This is a genomic window from Paraburkholderia caribensis (assembly GCF_002902945.1).
Classification (GTDB): Bacteria; Pseudomonadota; Gammaproteobacteria; order Burkholderiales; family Burkholderiaceae; genus Paraburkholderia; species Paraburkholderia caribensis.
Map to the genome: position 1 here is coordinate 921,699 of NZ_CP026103.1, position 14,494 is coordinate 936,192.

11 protein-coding genes and 3 pseudogenes are annotated in these 14,494 nt (G+C 58.0%); 4 read left to right on the forward strand and 10 right to left on the reverse strand.

Annotated elements, in window-relative coordinates; all coding sequences use genetic code 11:
- Positions 1 to 46: 46 nt before the first annotated feature.
- The 3 genes and pseudogenes from C2L66_RS33610 to C2L66_RS33620 all read left to right on the forward strand — a co-directional run bounded on the left by C2L66_RS33610 (position 47) and on the right by C2L66_RS33620 (position 3,046).
- Positions 47 to 1,534 carry a sugar ABC transporter ATP-binding protein gene (locus tag C2L66_RS33610; protein ID WP_063803392.1) on the forward strand — a complete coding sequence of 496 codons (1,488 nt, stop codon included), beginning with the start codon at positions 47 to 49 and terminating at the stop codon, positions 1,532 to 1,534.
- 111 nt (positions 1,535 to 1,645) lie between these two features.
- Positions 1,646 to 2,473: pseudogene (locus tag C2L66_RS41950) on the forward strand (ABC transporter permease); the annotation flags it as partial.
- A 6-nt stretch (positions 2,474 to 2,479) separates the two neighbouring features.
- Positions 2,480 to 3,046 carry a substrate-binding domain-containing protein gene (locus C2L66_RS33620; RefSeq protein WP_233445118.1) on the forward strand — a complete coding sequence of 189 codons (567 nt, stop codon included), beginning with the start codon at positions 2,480 to 2,482 and terminating at the stop codon, positions 3,044 to 3,046.
- 708 nt (positions 3,047 to 3,754) lie between these two features.
- On the opposite strand, the gene C2L66_RS33630 is transcribed toward C2L66_RS33620, so the two are convergent.
- The 5 genes and pseudogenes from C2L66_RS33630 to C2L66_RS33650 form a co-directional block, all read right to left on the reverse strand.
- Positions 3,755 to 4,093: a hypothetical protein gene (locus tag C2L66_RS33630; RefSeq protein ID WP_233445100.1), complete on the reverse strand. Its 339-nt coding sequence runs from the start codon at positions 4,091 to 4,093 to the stop codon at positions 3,755 to 3,757.
- A 277-nt stretch (positions 4,094 to 4,370) separates the two neighbouring features.
- Positions 4,371 to 5,516, reverse strand: coding sequence for a YncE family protein (locus C2L66_RS33635; RefSeq protein ID WP_060607967.1), 1,146 nt, complete (start codon positions 5,514 to 5,516; stop codon positions 4,371 to 4,373).
- Between the two features lie 1,117 nt (positions 5,517 to 6,633).
- On the reverse strand, positions 6,634 to 7,899 hold the full coding sequence (locus tag C2L66_RS33640; RefSeq protein WP_082670492.1) for a sensor domain-containing diguanylate cyclase: 1,266 nt from the start codon (positions 7,897 to 7,899) through the stop codon (positions 6,634 to 6,636).
- Positions 7,900 to 8,768: 869 nt separating this feature from the next.
- Positions 8,769 to 9,442 (reverse strand): annotated as a pseudogene (locus tag C2L66_RS33645) (hypothetical protein); the annotation flags it as partial.
- Positions 9,443 to 9,890: 448 nt separating this feature from the next.
- A complete protein-coding gene (locus tag C2L66_RS33650) occupies positions 9,891 to 10,217 on the reverse strand; it encodes an H-NS histone family protein (protein ID WP_060610412.1) in 327 nt (108 codons plus the stop codon).
- Between the two features lie 359 nt (positions 10,218 to 10,576).
- On the opposite strand from C2L66_RS33650, the pseudogene C2L66_RS33660 reads away from it, so the two are divergent.
- A pseudogene (locus C2L66_RS33660) lies at positions 10,577 to 10,870 on the forward strand (IclR family transcriptional regulator domain-containing protein); the annotation flags it as partial.
- 147 nt (positions 10,871 to 11,017) lie between these two features.
- Here C2L66_RS33660 and C2L66_RS33665 read toward each other — a convergent pair.
- The 5 genes from C2L66_RS33665 to C2L66_RS33685 form a co-directional block, all read right to left on the reverse strand.
- Complete coding sequence (locus tag C2L66_RS33665; protein WP_082433902.1) at positions 11,018 to 11,335, reverse strand: hypothetical protein; 318 nt, start codon at positions 11,333 to 11,335, stop codon at positions 11,018 to 11,020.
- Positions 11,336 to 12,043: 708 nt separating this feature from the next.
- On the reverse strand, positions 12,044 to 12,232 hold the full coding sequence (locus C2L66_RS33670) for a ribbon-helix-helix protein, CopG family (RefSeq protein WP_054923536.1): 189 nt from the start codon (positions 12,230 to 12,232) through the stop codon (positions 12,044 to 12,046).
- Between the two features lie 146 nt (positions 12,233 to 12,378).
- Entirely contained in the window at positions 12,379 to 12,606 is a 228-nt protein-coding gene (locus C2L66_RS33675; RefSeq protein WP_007740954.1) for a hypothetical protein, read from the reverse strand.
- Positions 12,607 to 12,861: 255 nt separating this feature from the next.
- The gene (locus tag C2L66_RS33680; protein ID WP_224099304.1) at positions 12,862 to 13,308 is read right to left on the reverse strand and encodes a hypothetical protein; all 447 of its coding nucleotides are present in this window, start codon (positions 13,306 to 13,308) and stop codon (positions 12,862 to 12,864) included.
- 200 nt (positions 13,309 to 13,508) lie between these two features.
- Entirely contained in the window at positions 13,509 to 14,279 is a 771-nt protein-coding gene (locus C2L66_RS33685; RefSeq protein ID WP_060607984.1) for a YoaK family protein, read from the reverse strand.
- Positions 14,280 to 14,494 lie beyond the last annotated feature (215 nt).

A 14,494-nucleotide genomic window follows, 5' to 3' on the forward strand; every position in this document is an offset into this window, starting at 1 on the left:
CGAAGTCATGTCAACACGGTATTGCATCGCCTGGCAGAGGCAGTCCATGAATGCTCTCGAAGTGAAGGGAATCAGCAAGACCTACCCTGGTGTACGGGCTCTGGATCGCATTGAATTTTCATGCAGCCGTGGGTCCGTGCACGCGCTGGTTGGAGAAAACGGTGCGGGCAAATCAACGCTGATCAAGATTCTGAGCGGCGCCACTGCACCCGATGAAGGCGAACTGTTACTCGACGGCAAATCCTACTCACCGGCATCGCCGAGCGAAGCAGTGACAGTGGGCGTATCGACGATTTATCAGGAGTTCAACCTGATCCCCGGCTTGAGTGTTGCCGAGAATATTTTTCTGGGCCGTGAACGGATCAGTCGTGGCTTGCTCGATGCCGCATCCATGCGCAGCGAAGCGAAGGCGCTGCTCGCGCGCATCGGCGCACCGATCGACGTGCGAAGGCGTGTCGGCACGCTGTCGGTAGCTGAACAGCAACTCGTCGAGATCGCCAAGGCGCTCGCCGTCTCAGCGCGCGTGCTGATCATGGATGAACCGTCAGCGACGCTTTCCGATCGTGAGATGACTCTGCTCTATAACGTCGTGCGAACTCTGTCGCGCGATGGAGTGACGATTCTCTATGTGTCGCACCGGATGGATGAGATTTTCGACCTTTGCGACACCTGCACGATCATGAAAGACGGTCGCTCGGTCTGTACGCGTAGGGTGGCGGACCTCGATCGCGCATCGCTGATACGGCTCATGGTGGGCCGCGAAGTCGATACACGCTTTCCAGATCGGCGCGACAACGGCGACGAACCTGCTGCGCAGATTGTGCTCGATGTAAAGGCGCTGCGACTCGCGGAGCGCGTAAAGGACGTCACTTTTAGCATACGTGCCGGTGAGATCGTAGGCCTCGCGGGACTCGTGGGCGCGGGACGTACGGAAGTGGCCCGTGCGATCTTCGGACTCGACGACATCGCGTCAGGCGAGATATCGCTGCGAGGGCGTGCACATCGCCCGAAGACGCCCGCCGAGGCGATCGAATCAGGCGTCGCATTGGTGCCGGAGGATCGCAAGGCTCAAGGGCTGGTGCTCGGCCTCAGCATCCGCGAGAACGCGATGCTTCCCACACTCAAGAGCATTTGTCGCTTCGGCTTCGTTAGCCGACGCCGCGAACAGTCACGAGTGGCGTCCGTATGCCGGCAACTCGCGGTGTCGGCATCGAGCGCGGAAGTGCCCGTCGGAACTTTGTCGGGTGGCAATCAGCAGAAGGTCGTATTCGGCAAATGGATTGCCCACGACTACACACTTCTGATTCTCGACGAACCGACGCGGGGCGTTGATGTCGGCGCGAAGGTCGAGTTCTACAGGTTGATTGACGAGATTGCACGCTCTGGCAAGGCGGTTCTGTTGATCTCCTCGGAAATGCCTGAACTCCTGGGCATGGCGGACCGCATCGTCGCGCTGCGTGATGGCGTAGTGACGGGGGAAGCTTCCGCTCATGGCGCAACAGAAGAGTCGGTCCTTCAAATGATAGCGAGGTAAATCATGGCATTCGCAGAACCTATGTCCGGGACTGCTTCGAGCGGACGATTTTCAGGCGGCGCCTATCGGCGCATTGAGCTCATCCAGCGCTTTGGCATTCTCGCCATCTTCATGCTGCTGTGCGTGACGGCGGCAGTGTCATCGCCTTACTTTCTCACGGCCGAGAACCTGTTGAATGTCGTACGCCAGGTGTCGGTGGTGGGACTGACATCGCTGGGCATGACGTTCGTGATATTGACGGCGGGTATCGATCTTTCCGTCGGATCGATTCTCGCGCTCACGACGCTCGCCATTGCGGGTCTCAAGCCATATGGGCCGGTGGCATCGCTCGCGGGTGGCCTCGCAATCGCGCTGATTTGCGGGTGGGCCAACGGCGTTATCACGACCAAAGGCCGTATCCAGCCGTTCATCGTCACGCTTGGCATGATGACGGCGCTTGTCGGCGTCTGACTCGCTTATTCGGATGGTCAGCCGGTCATTGGTGTTCCGGCGTCGCTTGCATGGATTGGACGTGGACGCCTCGCAGGCGTGCCCGTTCAGGCGCTGCTTTTCATCGTGATGGCCGTGGCATCGGCGGTAATTCTGAGAATGACGCGCTACGGAAGGCACGTGTATGCCGTGGGCGGCAATGCGGAAGCCGCGCGCCTGTCGGGCGTACCTGTCGACAGGATTCGCGTGATTGCCTACTGCCTTTCCGGGTTGTTCGCGGGGCTCGGTGGTCTTGTGATGTCGACGCAACTGAACATCGGTGAAGCGAACCTCGGAAAGGGGCTTGAACTCGATGCGATTGCCGCTGTGGTGGTCGGTGGCACGAGTCTGTCGGGTGGCGCGGGTGGCATCGGAGGCACGATCGTTGGTGTCTTGCTGATCGGCGTGCTGAACAACCTTCTCAATCTGCTCAACATCCCTGCCTATACGCAGTTGATCGTCAAGGGCGCAATCACAATGGTATCGGGCGATAACCGCGCACTGGGTGTGGATGCGGGTCAGTACATCGTCGAAACGCTTACAAAAAAGTACGGCAAACCCAAAGGCAACATCGTCTTGCTCGAAGGCATTCCAGGTGACGAGACATCCGTGAACCGGATAGGCGGCGTCACGTCGGTGACCGGGAAATCCGCGGACATCAAGGTCATCGCGAAACAACCGGCCGATTACCGCCGGCCGAAAGCCTACGCTGTGATGCAGAACATCCTGCAGGCGCATCCTGCCGGCACGGTCGACCTTGTATTCGCCGCGAACGGCGAGATGGCGCTCGGCGCGATCCAGGCGATCAAGGAGAGCGGCCGGTCGAGTGAGATCAAGGTGTTGGGCCTCGACGGGCAGAAAGAAGAGTTTGAAGCGATCCGGGCCGGTGACGAAGCGGCCACGTGGCTGTATCCGCCCGCTGGAACTGAAAGCATGGCAGTCGCGCTAAAGATCCTGAAAGGGGAGAAGGTGCCGCCCAAGGTTGTGTTGCCAACTGTCCGGGTCACGAAGGAAAACATTGACTCGGTGAAGCCGGCCTTCTAAAACGGCCGACGAAATTGCGTCAGTCTCTGAAACGCGCAATCTCTTCTGGCGTTCGGCAACTCGCATTTCAGATCCCGCGAACATCGGGATCTACAAACGTTAAAGTGGTAGCGGATGGATCGAACAGGATACTTCCCGATATCATCTTGATCTTAAGAAGCTAGGGTTGCCGCTGGTGGTCGTTTATGTACCGACCTCGATCGGCAGTATATAGGGCGGGTGGCTATCGTCGCGCCTGATCGCTCGCGGATGGGATTTCACTCGAGCACGTCAGATCACCATGCTTGGCTTGGCGTTCCTCGTGGTAGCCATAGCGTTTTCGCCCTGGATCGACAACATGTGGGCAATGGTTGGACTTCTCAGCCTTGCCGCTGCAGCACACCAGGGCTGGTCTGCGAATCTGTTCACTACCGCGTCGGACATGTTCCCGAAGAGGCTCGTGGGATCGATTGTCGGAATGGGCGGCATGGCTGGCGCAATTGGTGGAACTGTCTTTCCCTTGTTTGTCGGTGCGCTTCTTGATCACTTCAAGGCTCTCGGAAACGTCAATGCGGGCTACAACATATTGTTTGCGATATGTGGGTCGGCATACGTGATCGCATGGACTATCATGCGTCTGATTCGGTCTTCGAATCCGCGAACGGACCTTGGGTCCATGCCAGCCGATTCGGTGACTTGATTGCAGTCTGAGGTTAATGCCGGAGCCGTTCAAACATCGAATGGATTGGAGTCTTCATGTGCTAGCCTAACGCTACCGAGAAGAAGAAATCTGGGGCGGCGTGCCATTCGACACGTCCCGCGAATGTCGAGTAGCGGGGGATCGCCCTTGACCAGCCCAGCGGCAAACGCCGCAAAGAAGCTCTTGCCCGGATGCTCGCCAAGCAGCCCGGCACCCTGCTCCTCGACGTGAGCATGCGCCGTCTCGGCCACCTGTCCCAGCATCTGCGGGGCGTCGTCGGCATTGATACCTTGATCGGCTAGTGCCTGGGTTGCCTGACTCCCATGTTCCGACGCGAGAAATTCAGAAACCAGTTCCTGCATGTCCATGACAAATGCTCCAGAAATCGAGGCGTTCGAAGGACCGACCTGGAAAAGGCGGCTGCAACACCTTGCTCGGCGTATGAGCAGCGATGCCTGCCCCATTGTCGCTGGACAACCTTTCGGACGGACCACACTGCGCGCGGCCGCCGCGCGGCATAACTCCACGGCAGTCGACCAGTCATATGTCGATGAAGCGAAAAAGCCAGCGCACAATTTCTTGTCCACTGGCTGAACACTGCGACGACCGGAATCTCGTGCAGAGACCGTCTACGTGAGGACTCGACTACTTCGTGGCGAAGACCGAGATTCCGCCGTTCGGAAACGCGGCGGCGCCTGGCTGGAACGGCACATAGACCTGGCCGAGGCCGCTGTCGATTGCAACCGAGTGCGCGCCGGTGCCTACCGCGACGGTGTAGAGCAGCTTGCGCGTCGCGCCGTCGATCACGCCCATCTGGGGCGTGAAGCCCGATGCCGCCGCCGTTCCGCTCGTCACCCAATGGCGCGCCGGCAGGAAATAGCGATTCGAGCCGGGATCGTACGCGACCTGGTCCGTTCCGCCAAAGGGTATCGACGCAAGTTGGCCCCCCGTGTTGCGGTCGAGAATCAACGTGATCAGCGGATTACCCGCGGAAGGATCGCAGCCGATCAGCACATCGCTGTTAGGCCCGAGTGCAATGCCAGACGGCTCGCATTTGCCGAGTGAAAATGCCTTGCTGACAGCAGGCGTACCCGATGTGACGGAACTGGCTGTGATGACGTCCAGTTCGCCCGTCGGATTAGCCGTCGTTCCGTCGTTATTGATGAGGAAACTCTTCGACGCCGCGTCATACGTGCAAGCTTCCAGTCCCGATGAGCCGGTGAAGGTCAGCTTCGATACGACTGCTTGCGTCGTTGTCGAGATGAACGTGACGTACGGCGGCGTCTCGCCCGGGCTTGCGAACATGATGAGATGATCATCGGGATCGTAACAGCCTTCGTCGACGCGCGAACCTGACGTACTGATCGGAATCGTCTTGACCGTTTTCATCGCGGCCGTATCGACGATTTTCACCGAATCGACGTCGCCCACATACAGCGTGTTCGTTCCCGTCACACCGACGATGCCGTCGGGCCCGGACGCATCCGTGCTCGCGCCTGCGCCCGAAAAACCTCCCGTAATTTGCGCGATCAGCGTGTTCGATTTCGTGTCGACGACGTCGACGGATTTGTTATTTCGGTCCGCCAGATAGTACCTGCCTGCTTCCGTGTAGCCGATATCGAAACTGAACGCCGGCGTCGTGGAATTAGGCACGGCGATGGTCGTCAACAGCTTGGACGGCGCGGGGGCGGGTGTCGATGAAGTCGGCGTCGACGCGGAGTTGTCTCCTCCGCCGCACGCTGCAAGCACGGCCGTCGCCACGAGTAGAGCGGCCAGTAACGGTTTTTTCATCAGTCGGCTCCTTTGAGCAGCAAAACAGGTGAGAGAAACGCTTGAGTGCTGTGTGCAGTGCTTCGTTCCGGTGGTAAGGATGAGGAAGGAGTGGCAAGAATGCACAGAAAATAATTTGATGGTTTGTATAGAGAGATGCGAATGAATGTATGGATAACGAAATATTCATACACTTGCCTGTCGATATTTTCGTAATGTTGAATTCCCGTTTAGGACGCTGAATAACAATGAGAAGCGATGCAGGCACGTCGACAACAGAACTTATGCGGCATTGCCGCATTCATTTATATCGTTGGTGGAATTGTGGAAAGTGGTGCTTGACTGGGAACAACCTGCCGTCAAGTTACCGTGTAGAGATTGACATGCTGTACTTCGCCTTGCTCTCGCGGCTCTGTAAGGCCAGGTTATGCAGTAGAAAGCGTAAATTTCAGTGAGCAGAGAAAAACGCGGAGGGAAGAACATCGAAGGTCAGGGAAAACGCCTGGCACCTGATCCGTTCATTGACGAGATAAGACATTGCAACAAGAAATAATGCCTTCTTTAATAAATTTTCCGAATGATTCGCGTAATTATTGCCGGAATATAAAAACAAATATCAAATGCCATGAAATGCCTCCTCCTCTTAATCAAAACCTAAGACTGCGGGAATACAATTCATTGCTCTATTGCCCGAATTCCAGAAACGAAACATTCGCTTTCCAGAAAAGTGAGACGTCGACAGTTTATGTTGGGTCTGCCCAGAACGGGTTTACACGTATCGACGAGAAGTGGCGGACGTTTCGGAGAGGATGTCGATCGTCCGCTCCTGTCAGACCACAGCCCGATAGTGGTGGTCCATCGGTGATGGCGGCGTTGTCGAGCCAAGTGCGGTTACTTGACGTAAAAACCGAACGCGCCGGTCTTCGCAGTGAAATGCGCTCGACGGGCGTCAGGTCGTCGCCACCGCGACCAGCCGATCCCTGGTTCGGCTCACAACCTGTAGGCCCATAGCGCTTTAAAGGTCGAACCCACCAATCCCGAGCGCTTACGACCGTTTTTACATCACCGGGCCCTCGCTCATCCGGCCCGCGTCAGGACTGCATGCGGCGTGCGTGTCCCGTTCTGCTAAAAACATGATCTATCCCGCTTCGACACGATTACGGCCAGACTTCTTGGCCCGATAAAGCGCGCGGTCCGCACGCTTCATTAACGTCTCCACGTCGGCCTCGTGTGTTTCGCGGGTAACCACGCCGATGCTCACCGTGAACGGAATCGGTTTGAGGTGCGATACGTGCGCGAAATCCTGTCGTTCGTAACGTTCGCGCAACGCGTTCGCGATGTCATACGCAACACGGGCATCAGCGCCCGGCAGCGCTGCCACAAACTCTTCGCCGCCCCAACGCGCGAACAGACATGGCCGGCTCGTCATTGACGCTCCAACTTTCGCGAGCGTGCGTAACACTTCATCGCCAGCATCGTGTCCATGCTTGTCGTTTATTTCCTTGAAGAAATCGATGTCGAGAATGAAAACTGAAAACACGTCTGTATTGCCAAGTAACGCTTCTATGTATTCCAGACACTCCCGACGATTCGGCAAACCTGTTAGCGCGTCGGTCGTGGCCTGCTTCTTCAGCAGTTCCATTAGCCTGGCGCGATCGGTGATGTCGCGTACCACCGCCATGAATTCGACCCCACCGTTCAGGTCGATTCTGGACACCGCGATTTCGACGGGTATGATCGACCCGTCACGATGTCGACCGTACACGCTATTGGTTTCGTCCATACGTGGAGCAGTCGCCCGCCGCAGGTTCGGCTGGTAGGAGTCCGCGAACTGCTTCACCCTGCGTGGATGATCAGCGCGGAACTTCTCGGGCAACAGGGTAACGATCGGCCGACCCATTACTTCGGCTGACGAATAACCGAAGAGGTTCTCCGCCGCGCGGTTGAACAAAGTGATGTTGTGCTCCTCGTCCATCGTCACGATCGCGTCGTAGGCCAGGTCGACCAAGGCGCGATAACGCGAGGCCTCGACTTCTGGCTCCTGTCGCTGGTCGATCCCCGCGCTCATGTCGAGACCCGTCATGAGAATCTTGTGCACACTGGCGCCGTTGCTCTCATGCCTGATCGGTTTAAGCGACAGACGCCACCAGACGGTGCCTTTGCGGATGTCGTGAGTTTGCTCTGGTTGCTGCACCCAGCCGGACCGAAAGCACGCGAGCAGTTTCTCGCGAAATTCATTCGCTATGGAACCCGTGACCATTACGTCGAATGGAACTGGAAAAGTCTGTGCGTCGTTGACCGGTGAGCCCGTCAACCGGAAAAACTGGTTATCGCAAGCGGTGACGATGAGCTGCTTACGCTCGTCAAGTCCGATCATGGCGACGCATGTGGCGATGTCATTCACGACTGGGTTTCTCTTCCTTGAACCGATCAGACAGGCTTCGCCTTACTTCACCTTACAAAAAGCGCGTTCATCGCCAGGGCAGTGATGGATAGCCGTCGGACAGGCAGTAAATCTAAAACGTTCACTGATTTATCGGCCGTTTGCGGCAAAAACTTTATGAGAGTTCATCGAGATTCGAGGACCGATGCGTGTGGGTGTCAAACAGGGCTGTGAGCGATCCGGTGGAAGGTGACCGGGCTCGCTGGAAGTGGCGACCAGAAGGGGCGGTGTGTGACACTACCCGGATCCGCGTACTGAAGAACAATCGCCTCAGGGTACGTCGGTGGCCGCCGTTGAGGTGGTGCCACTCGTTGAGAGCGGGATCAGACGGCGGATCCATTTGGTACGAGGTCGGCCCCGTGTTTCTCCCGGGGCGCGGAACGTCGGCCGGACGCGCACGACAAGGCAGCGGTGCTCCGGATTGCACGGATTCTCTTCGCCGATCGCTGTATCTCAGCGCGGCGACTTACGTCGCCACCTCACGTCAGAACTTGTGACGTATCCCCACCTGCCGCGCAGGTTGGTCGTTGTATCGCACGGAACGAGTGCGTTGACACTTTTATGTGCCTTCGGCTCGCTATCAAGGCGTCAACCTGCGTATGTCCGTATTTGATGGAGGAGTTTCAAAGACCAGGTACAACGCGCGAGCCGGTTGCGCGCCGATCATGTTGATCGGGCAGGGGAAAATTGGGGCTAGCGCTCAAGCGGTCGGCAAAGGCGAGGCGCAAATCGCCTAATCGTCGGCTGCGGCGGAGAACGCCTCGTCGCGAAAAAAGTTATCAAGGGCACCAAGCCGGCTGCGTTGTCATAGATCAGGTGCCGTTGCCGCCGGGGAAAATATCGACATTAGGTTGCGGGCTGACGACGATCGACGCCTTGTCTTCCGCGACGTCCGACGAAACTATCGAGGGGCTGTCCGAATCGTGCAAGGCGGTTGCACGCTCGCGCCTGGTGCGCGTCTTACCGCCCGAGCGGTCGGCTTTCGCGCCGTCGATCGTTGCTAGGGCAGGCGGCTCGGGTTGCTGAACGGATGCCCGACCACGTGGAGCGGGTGCAAGCATGTCCGACACGGACTCTGGAATCTCGCCTTCGGTGCACGGGTTGTCCAGCCAGCCAACTGGGGCAGTCCGAGTCGCTCCATGAACCGGCTCGCTTCGACACTGTCCATGCGCTTCTTGCCATTCGGGCGATCGGCGATGTCGAAGCCGCTCGCGGAGGCCCGCGCGAGTGCTTCGTACCCGGCGTCGAATCCTTCATCGATCTGAACGAAGTCAAGCGGCGACTTCAGGCGAGCGATGGTCTCGTCCGCGAGGGCGGGATTGGGCTGGTCGAAAAAGCCGTGCGGTAACCCGAGCGTGGTTTCCATGTGAAAGGCGGTCTCGGGTGTGAACCTTTTACCTTTCATCAGTTCGGCCACACGCGTCATGCTCGATGCCAGCGCGATGGCGATATTGTCTGCGCCTACCGCGTTGACCAGAAACTGAAATGATCGTGTCTTGACAATACAGGCCGTGTCCGAGGAGTCTCAAGGCGGCGTCTTCACATACGGTTGGCCCTGCCGGTCAGGCGCGGCTTTTTTTCCGTAGTGGGGTTTGCCGCTCTGACGAGCTTTAACTCATAAACTGGCGTTCCGTGCGACGTTCGAAATAGGAGTATTCGGTTGTAGGCGAGGCCATATTTCATTCCATACGCCCGTAGCTACCCCCGCCATTTTAGACCTCGGTCTGAATGTTCTCCTTCGCGGCCATACCAGATGCACCAGGCACACGCCGTTTTTAGGCGTTCCACCGGTAAAGGTGAGAGATCCGAAGAAGCGGAGATGCTGTCGACGCGATGTGTACCGGACGGCCTTTCCGTTCTCGCGCGTTCCCACAGACTGGTAGGGAATAGGGCCTGTGCGATCGGACACACAACGTCGTAAGCCGCATTAGTCCAGTACGAAGGCGAACTCGTCAGTCGGCGTGCTGTCGCGCGAGTGGGCTCCCTGCGAAAGGGTCGTCCCGCCAGTTGATTGTCTTTTGCCGCGTATCAGGCATCGATGACGCTGACGCCGTCTCAAAGTGATCGAGTCTCTGTCCCGCGCTAATCGCCTGCTTCAGCCACTGGGGCATTTCCCCGTCGCCTGTCCATGTGTCCCCAGTCGCATTACGATATCGTGCTCGCTCCTGTAGTTCCTGATCACCGGCTATTGCCGAAGCCAGATCGTCCGGCTCAATGTCATATTCTTCCATCCGGTGGCGGAGATAAGCAATCATGCTGTCCCGCTTACGTTCATCCATATCGGTTCCATCGGTGAGTACCGTCCAACTGTCCTTCCACATGATCTGCGGACAGCCGTTCTTCAGCGGATTCTAATCTGCTCAATCTTACCGGATCGCAGAAGGGTGCTGGTTTTCAGCAGAAGATTAAAGCAGCACGTATCTCATCAGCCGCATATCAGCGGTCGTGGTTCCGACGCCGGGGCTGATTGAATCCGGTTGGTAGAGTCCCGGCTGCAGCTTCCATCCTGGCCCGGGAGTCGCGGTCGCTTGTCAGTCAGGGAAGGCACCGCCGAAGCGGGCACCGCAGAATCCGGTAGCGGCTGAGCCAACCAGTGTTAGCACGCCGGCGCCCGTCTCAGCCTGATTACCTCGTATTCCTGTCGCGCACGAATCTCGTGCCGTATACGTCGTCGACCGTGTATCAGCCGCGCAAGATCAAAGACCGCATCGCGCAGATCCGAAAGCAGGGCTACGCGTATGCTGAAGACGAGTACTTCGTCAGCGATATTTCGACGGCGGCGGCGATCACCAATGCGCACGGGCGAGGGATAGGCGCGTTGAATATCGCTGTGGCCAGATCACGATGGCATGCATACCGCGACGAGCGGCGCTTCACCGATCCGGTGATTTCCACGGCGTCGGCAATTTCGACGCGACGTCGCGTCGAATAGCGCTCCCTACTTGTCGCTCAACCCGCCCCGTGCTGGCCGGAAGGCCCCAAGCCACGAATAGCAATACAACTCGCACCAGTTCCGAGCGCGGATTCCAAGTCTGGCGACGTAACAACACAACGTCATAAGAATCAGAGATCAATTAAGTTAAGCATCGCCACATATGTGCTTCGCCGAAACAATTTCTTCGCCTAAAGATGCGAAATATGCTCTCCAAAATCCCACTGCTTCTTCTGCAGACACCTGATCCGGAAGACACTCGATCTCGAAAACGTCACAATCTGAAAGGTGTCCAAACATGCACCATCTCTTCAAGGCCGCGTCTGCTCCGTCGCTAATGAGACTGATGATATTCGCGCGACGTTGCTCTATGCTCCCCGCGACATAATCAATAAACAGGCTGGAATCTGATGGTCGAGAGACCCCAAAAACCTGGTATCGAATCGGATAAGGTGAGCCTTCCATCGTACCCTCCTTCAGTCTCTATCGATCGCTAAACATTGATGGTGCAACGAGTAGTATTGCTCTCGCGTGAGCAAGCCCGTCGGCTGTGCTCGATCGCCGCAGGGGCCTTCTGCCGTGGTAACTGCTCCATCGAGCATGTGTTTGAGCCATCAGCGTACAGGAAAAAAATCGGCAACTATGTGCGCTGCCGCTTATGGGAGTCACAGATGCCGCAGTTTGAGCGCTCAAGGTGAGAAATTCGCAAGGGGCGCAAACCGTCTGTCCTGCCGTGCCGTTGCCGTTCGACACGCGCTTCGCGCCGGAGCCCTGGTGATCTGGCCGCGTAGAAGCTTCGACGCGAAGATCGATGGACGGGGGCAGGCCGATCTTGGGGGCGACCTCTGGGCAGTGGTGGCAGGGATTGGATTACGCGGGCAATGGACTATCGAAACCGACGGCTGCCGGGGCTGGCAGCCGTATGGGAGCGTCAATCAATCGCGGCGCGAGTGCAGTGGCGGCGTGAACACACGGTTTGGGAGCGACCCGTTTCATCCGCGCGAAGACGCCACCTGGATACGAGTTGCCGGCGGCGTCACGACGCTGCGTTCGCCGCATTCCAGCACCTACGCACAGGCTGGTTACCGGCCCTGGTGGGCAATGCCGACGGTGGAGGAGGTCGAGGCGTGCAGGGTGATCCTGAGCTTCGTTAAGCGTGTTGGGCAGAAACTGTCATCGCCGTGTACGTGCGCCGATGGTACTCCGCGTTTTCCACGTCACGCCGTGCTGCTCGAGGTAGTCTCTGATAAGCTGCCGCACAACCTGGGATGGTGTCAGGTCCTGTGCGGCGCAGAGTTTCTCGAACGCTTCTTTTTTTACGGGGTCAATCAGGACTGTCAGTCTGGCGCTTTTCGATTCCATGGTGGCAGCGAAGGTTGGAACATGTTAATCAAATTATAATGGATTGTTCGCTTTCGCTACAGTAATTGATGTCACGGCGCTCAATCGACAGGCGTGCGCTTAAGTCCAGGTGGCAGTTCTGGCGGCCGCCAGCAGCAACAAGAGCGTCAGATTTGCGTCCGCCCAAGCAGAAAACTGCGTCCCGCCTGGGTGAGCGTCGTTGCCCCGCGACCGTTTTCGGAGACGGCAACAAACCCGGCACGGATCAGTTCGTGAGTGACGGACCAGCTCAGGGCTGGTGTGTCGCGCCCGTAGCGTGGTTGCGAAAGGCGCTCGAGCGCCCAGATCGCTGCGTGGCTTAATGTGACTGGCTGAAGGTCCGTAGGCTCGGTCATGTCTCGTCCTTGTAGTGGCGTGGTTCAGGATGGGAGAAGCGGGGTGAATTCAATCCGGCTGGGGGAGTGTGTCTGGTCAGGTCTGTGCGCAGGCCGTGCGTTCGTCCCAGTCAATCCTTTTGCCGTATTCGATCCTTATCTCCGCTACGGTTTCATCGACTCCCCATTGGGCCGTCACCCGAATCAAAGCATCTACCACAGCGTTTCTCCCTTCCTGCGCGTCGGTCCTATCAGGCCGATACGACTCGAATCGACCTAGTGCAGACGCCGTCCAACAATGTCCGCAAGAAAGCTGCGCAACGCATCGTGCCATGTCTCGCTGTCCAGCATCACGCAGGTAGTATCGACGGGTCGCATATCGGCGTCGAGATAGACCGCGCGGACAGCTCTAGGCGGTAGTGGTGTTCGAAAGAGCCGGCCATCGCCGTCGAGAAAGAGGCATGGCTTTCCGCGATAGCGGGCGCCACGGATCGAGATCGCGTCGAACACATGGCGCGCCGATGCCTTCGGATAGACAAAAACGATGTTGATTCCGTGAGCGTCGAGACTGTCGGATATCTCCGCAAACCGGTGAAGCATCTGGAACCCGCGTTCCCCGGCCGTGCCGACGCCGACCACGACCAGGCCGTGTTCGCCCTTCATGTCCCGAGCGAGTCGGCATGCGTGGTCGTACGACAGCAGGGCAGCACCAGGATCAATCACGTTCTTTCCTTGCCGGTCTTTCGGACACGTTTCGCACGTCTGTTCGTGGCACCGTCTCAAGACTTGCTACAGGCAGCCCGGTGTCAGTGTATTTCGTCAGACTGAAGCGCAAATCAAATGATAATGACATTATCATAACATGTGCGTGTTTCGCCGACATGGATGAGGTGACTCCGCGCCCTGTCAGTTCGTCGCCGCGGTCATTGCGGCTTGCGCGCGGGCCGCCACGGGCGCTCCCGAAGATCGTCAAGCAATGGAATGATTGCTAGCGCCGTCAGCACGGCCGCGAGCGGAATGGTCGATGCGTAGCCGACATGCTTGAAACCGAGGGCACCTGTGATGCCGCCCGCAAAGAAACTCGCGAGCATGCCGGCGTGCACCTTGAGTCGCTCCCGGTTGGCGATAACGGGTTTTGAGGCAGGATCATCGTTCGACGCGTTCCAGTAAAAGAGCTTGCCAAGTTCGATACCAATGTCGGTGACGATGCCCGTCATGTGCGTGGTGCGGATTTCCGCGCCTGACAGCTTGGTGATCATGGCGTTCTGCAGTCCCATGATGAAGCAGAGCAACACGACAGTGGCGGGCACGAACAAGGTGTCCCGTAGAGCCAGATGACTGCCGACCAGGCCGAAGCACAGAAGCAGGGCGGCTTCGAGCATGAGTGGGGAAGCATATTGACTGTGCAGGCGCTGACGGCGTCCCCAGTTGACGAGCACCGCCGAGCAGGCCGCGCCCAGCAGAAACGAAATCAGCGAGCCGAAACCGGCAAGCACCAGCGCGACATCACCCAGCACCGCCTCGTCCGCGATCGCGGAAACAATGCCGCTCATATGCGAGGTGTACTGCTTCACGGCCAGATAACCGCCCGCGTTCGCCGCGCCTGCCACGAACGCAAGGGAAAACCCGAGGCGCCTGTTCGCCTCGGTACTGCGGTCCTTTCCGGTCAATGTTCGAAAGAAGTGCGCGGGCATGCGTGAAAGACTCCTTCCGTCACACGATAGGTATGCGGCCTTGCGTGGGCGTGAATAGCCATTTGATGGGAGTGAAAACACGACGGCGCCGTGGCGCAGCGGGTGTCATCGCTGCCGTATGGAATCCTGCGGGCAAAGCTGATAGGATGATAACGACATTATCATAATCTGATAACTGTATGTTCCTGGCGCACGATCCCGTACGTGAGGATCCC

Coding starts and splice junctions, on each gene's coding strand:
- C2L66_RS33610 (WP_063803392.1), top strand. CDS start 47: ATGAATGCTCTCGAAGTGAAGGGAATCAGCAAGACCTACCCTGGTGTA.
- C2L66_RS33670 (WP_054923536.1), bottom strand. CDS start 12,232: ATGGAATCGAAAAGCGCCAGACTGACAGTCCTGATTGACCCCGTAAAA.
- C2L66_RS33675 (WP_007740954.1), bottom strand. CDS start 12,606: ATGACCGAGCCTACGGACCTTCAGCCAGTCACATTAAGCCACGCAGCG.
- C2L66_RS33665 (WP_082433902.1), bottom strand. CDS start 11,335: ATGGAAGGCTCACCTTATCCGATTCGATACCAGGTTTTTGGGGTCTCT.
- C2L66_RS33630 (WP_233445100.1), bottom strand. CDS start 4,093: ATGGACATGCAGGAACTGGTTTCTGAATTTCTCGCGTCGGAACATGGG.
- C2L66_RS33635 (WP_060607967.1), bottom strand. CDS start 5,516: ATGAAAAAACCGTTACTGGCCGCTCTACTCGTGGCGACGGCCGTGCTT.
- C2L66_RS33685 (WP_060607984.1), bottom strand. CDS start 14,279: ATGCCCGCGCACTTCTTTCGAACATTGACCGGAAAGGACCGCAGTACC.
- C2L66_RS33620 (WP_233445118.1), top strand. CDS start 2,480: ATGGTATCGGGCGATAACCGCGCACTGGGTGTGGATGCGGGTCAGTAC.
- C2L66_RS33650 (WP_060610412.1), bottom strand. CDS start 10,217: ATGGATGAACGTAAGCGGGACAGCATGATTGCTTATCTCCGCCACCGG.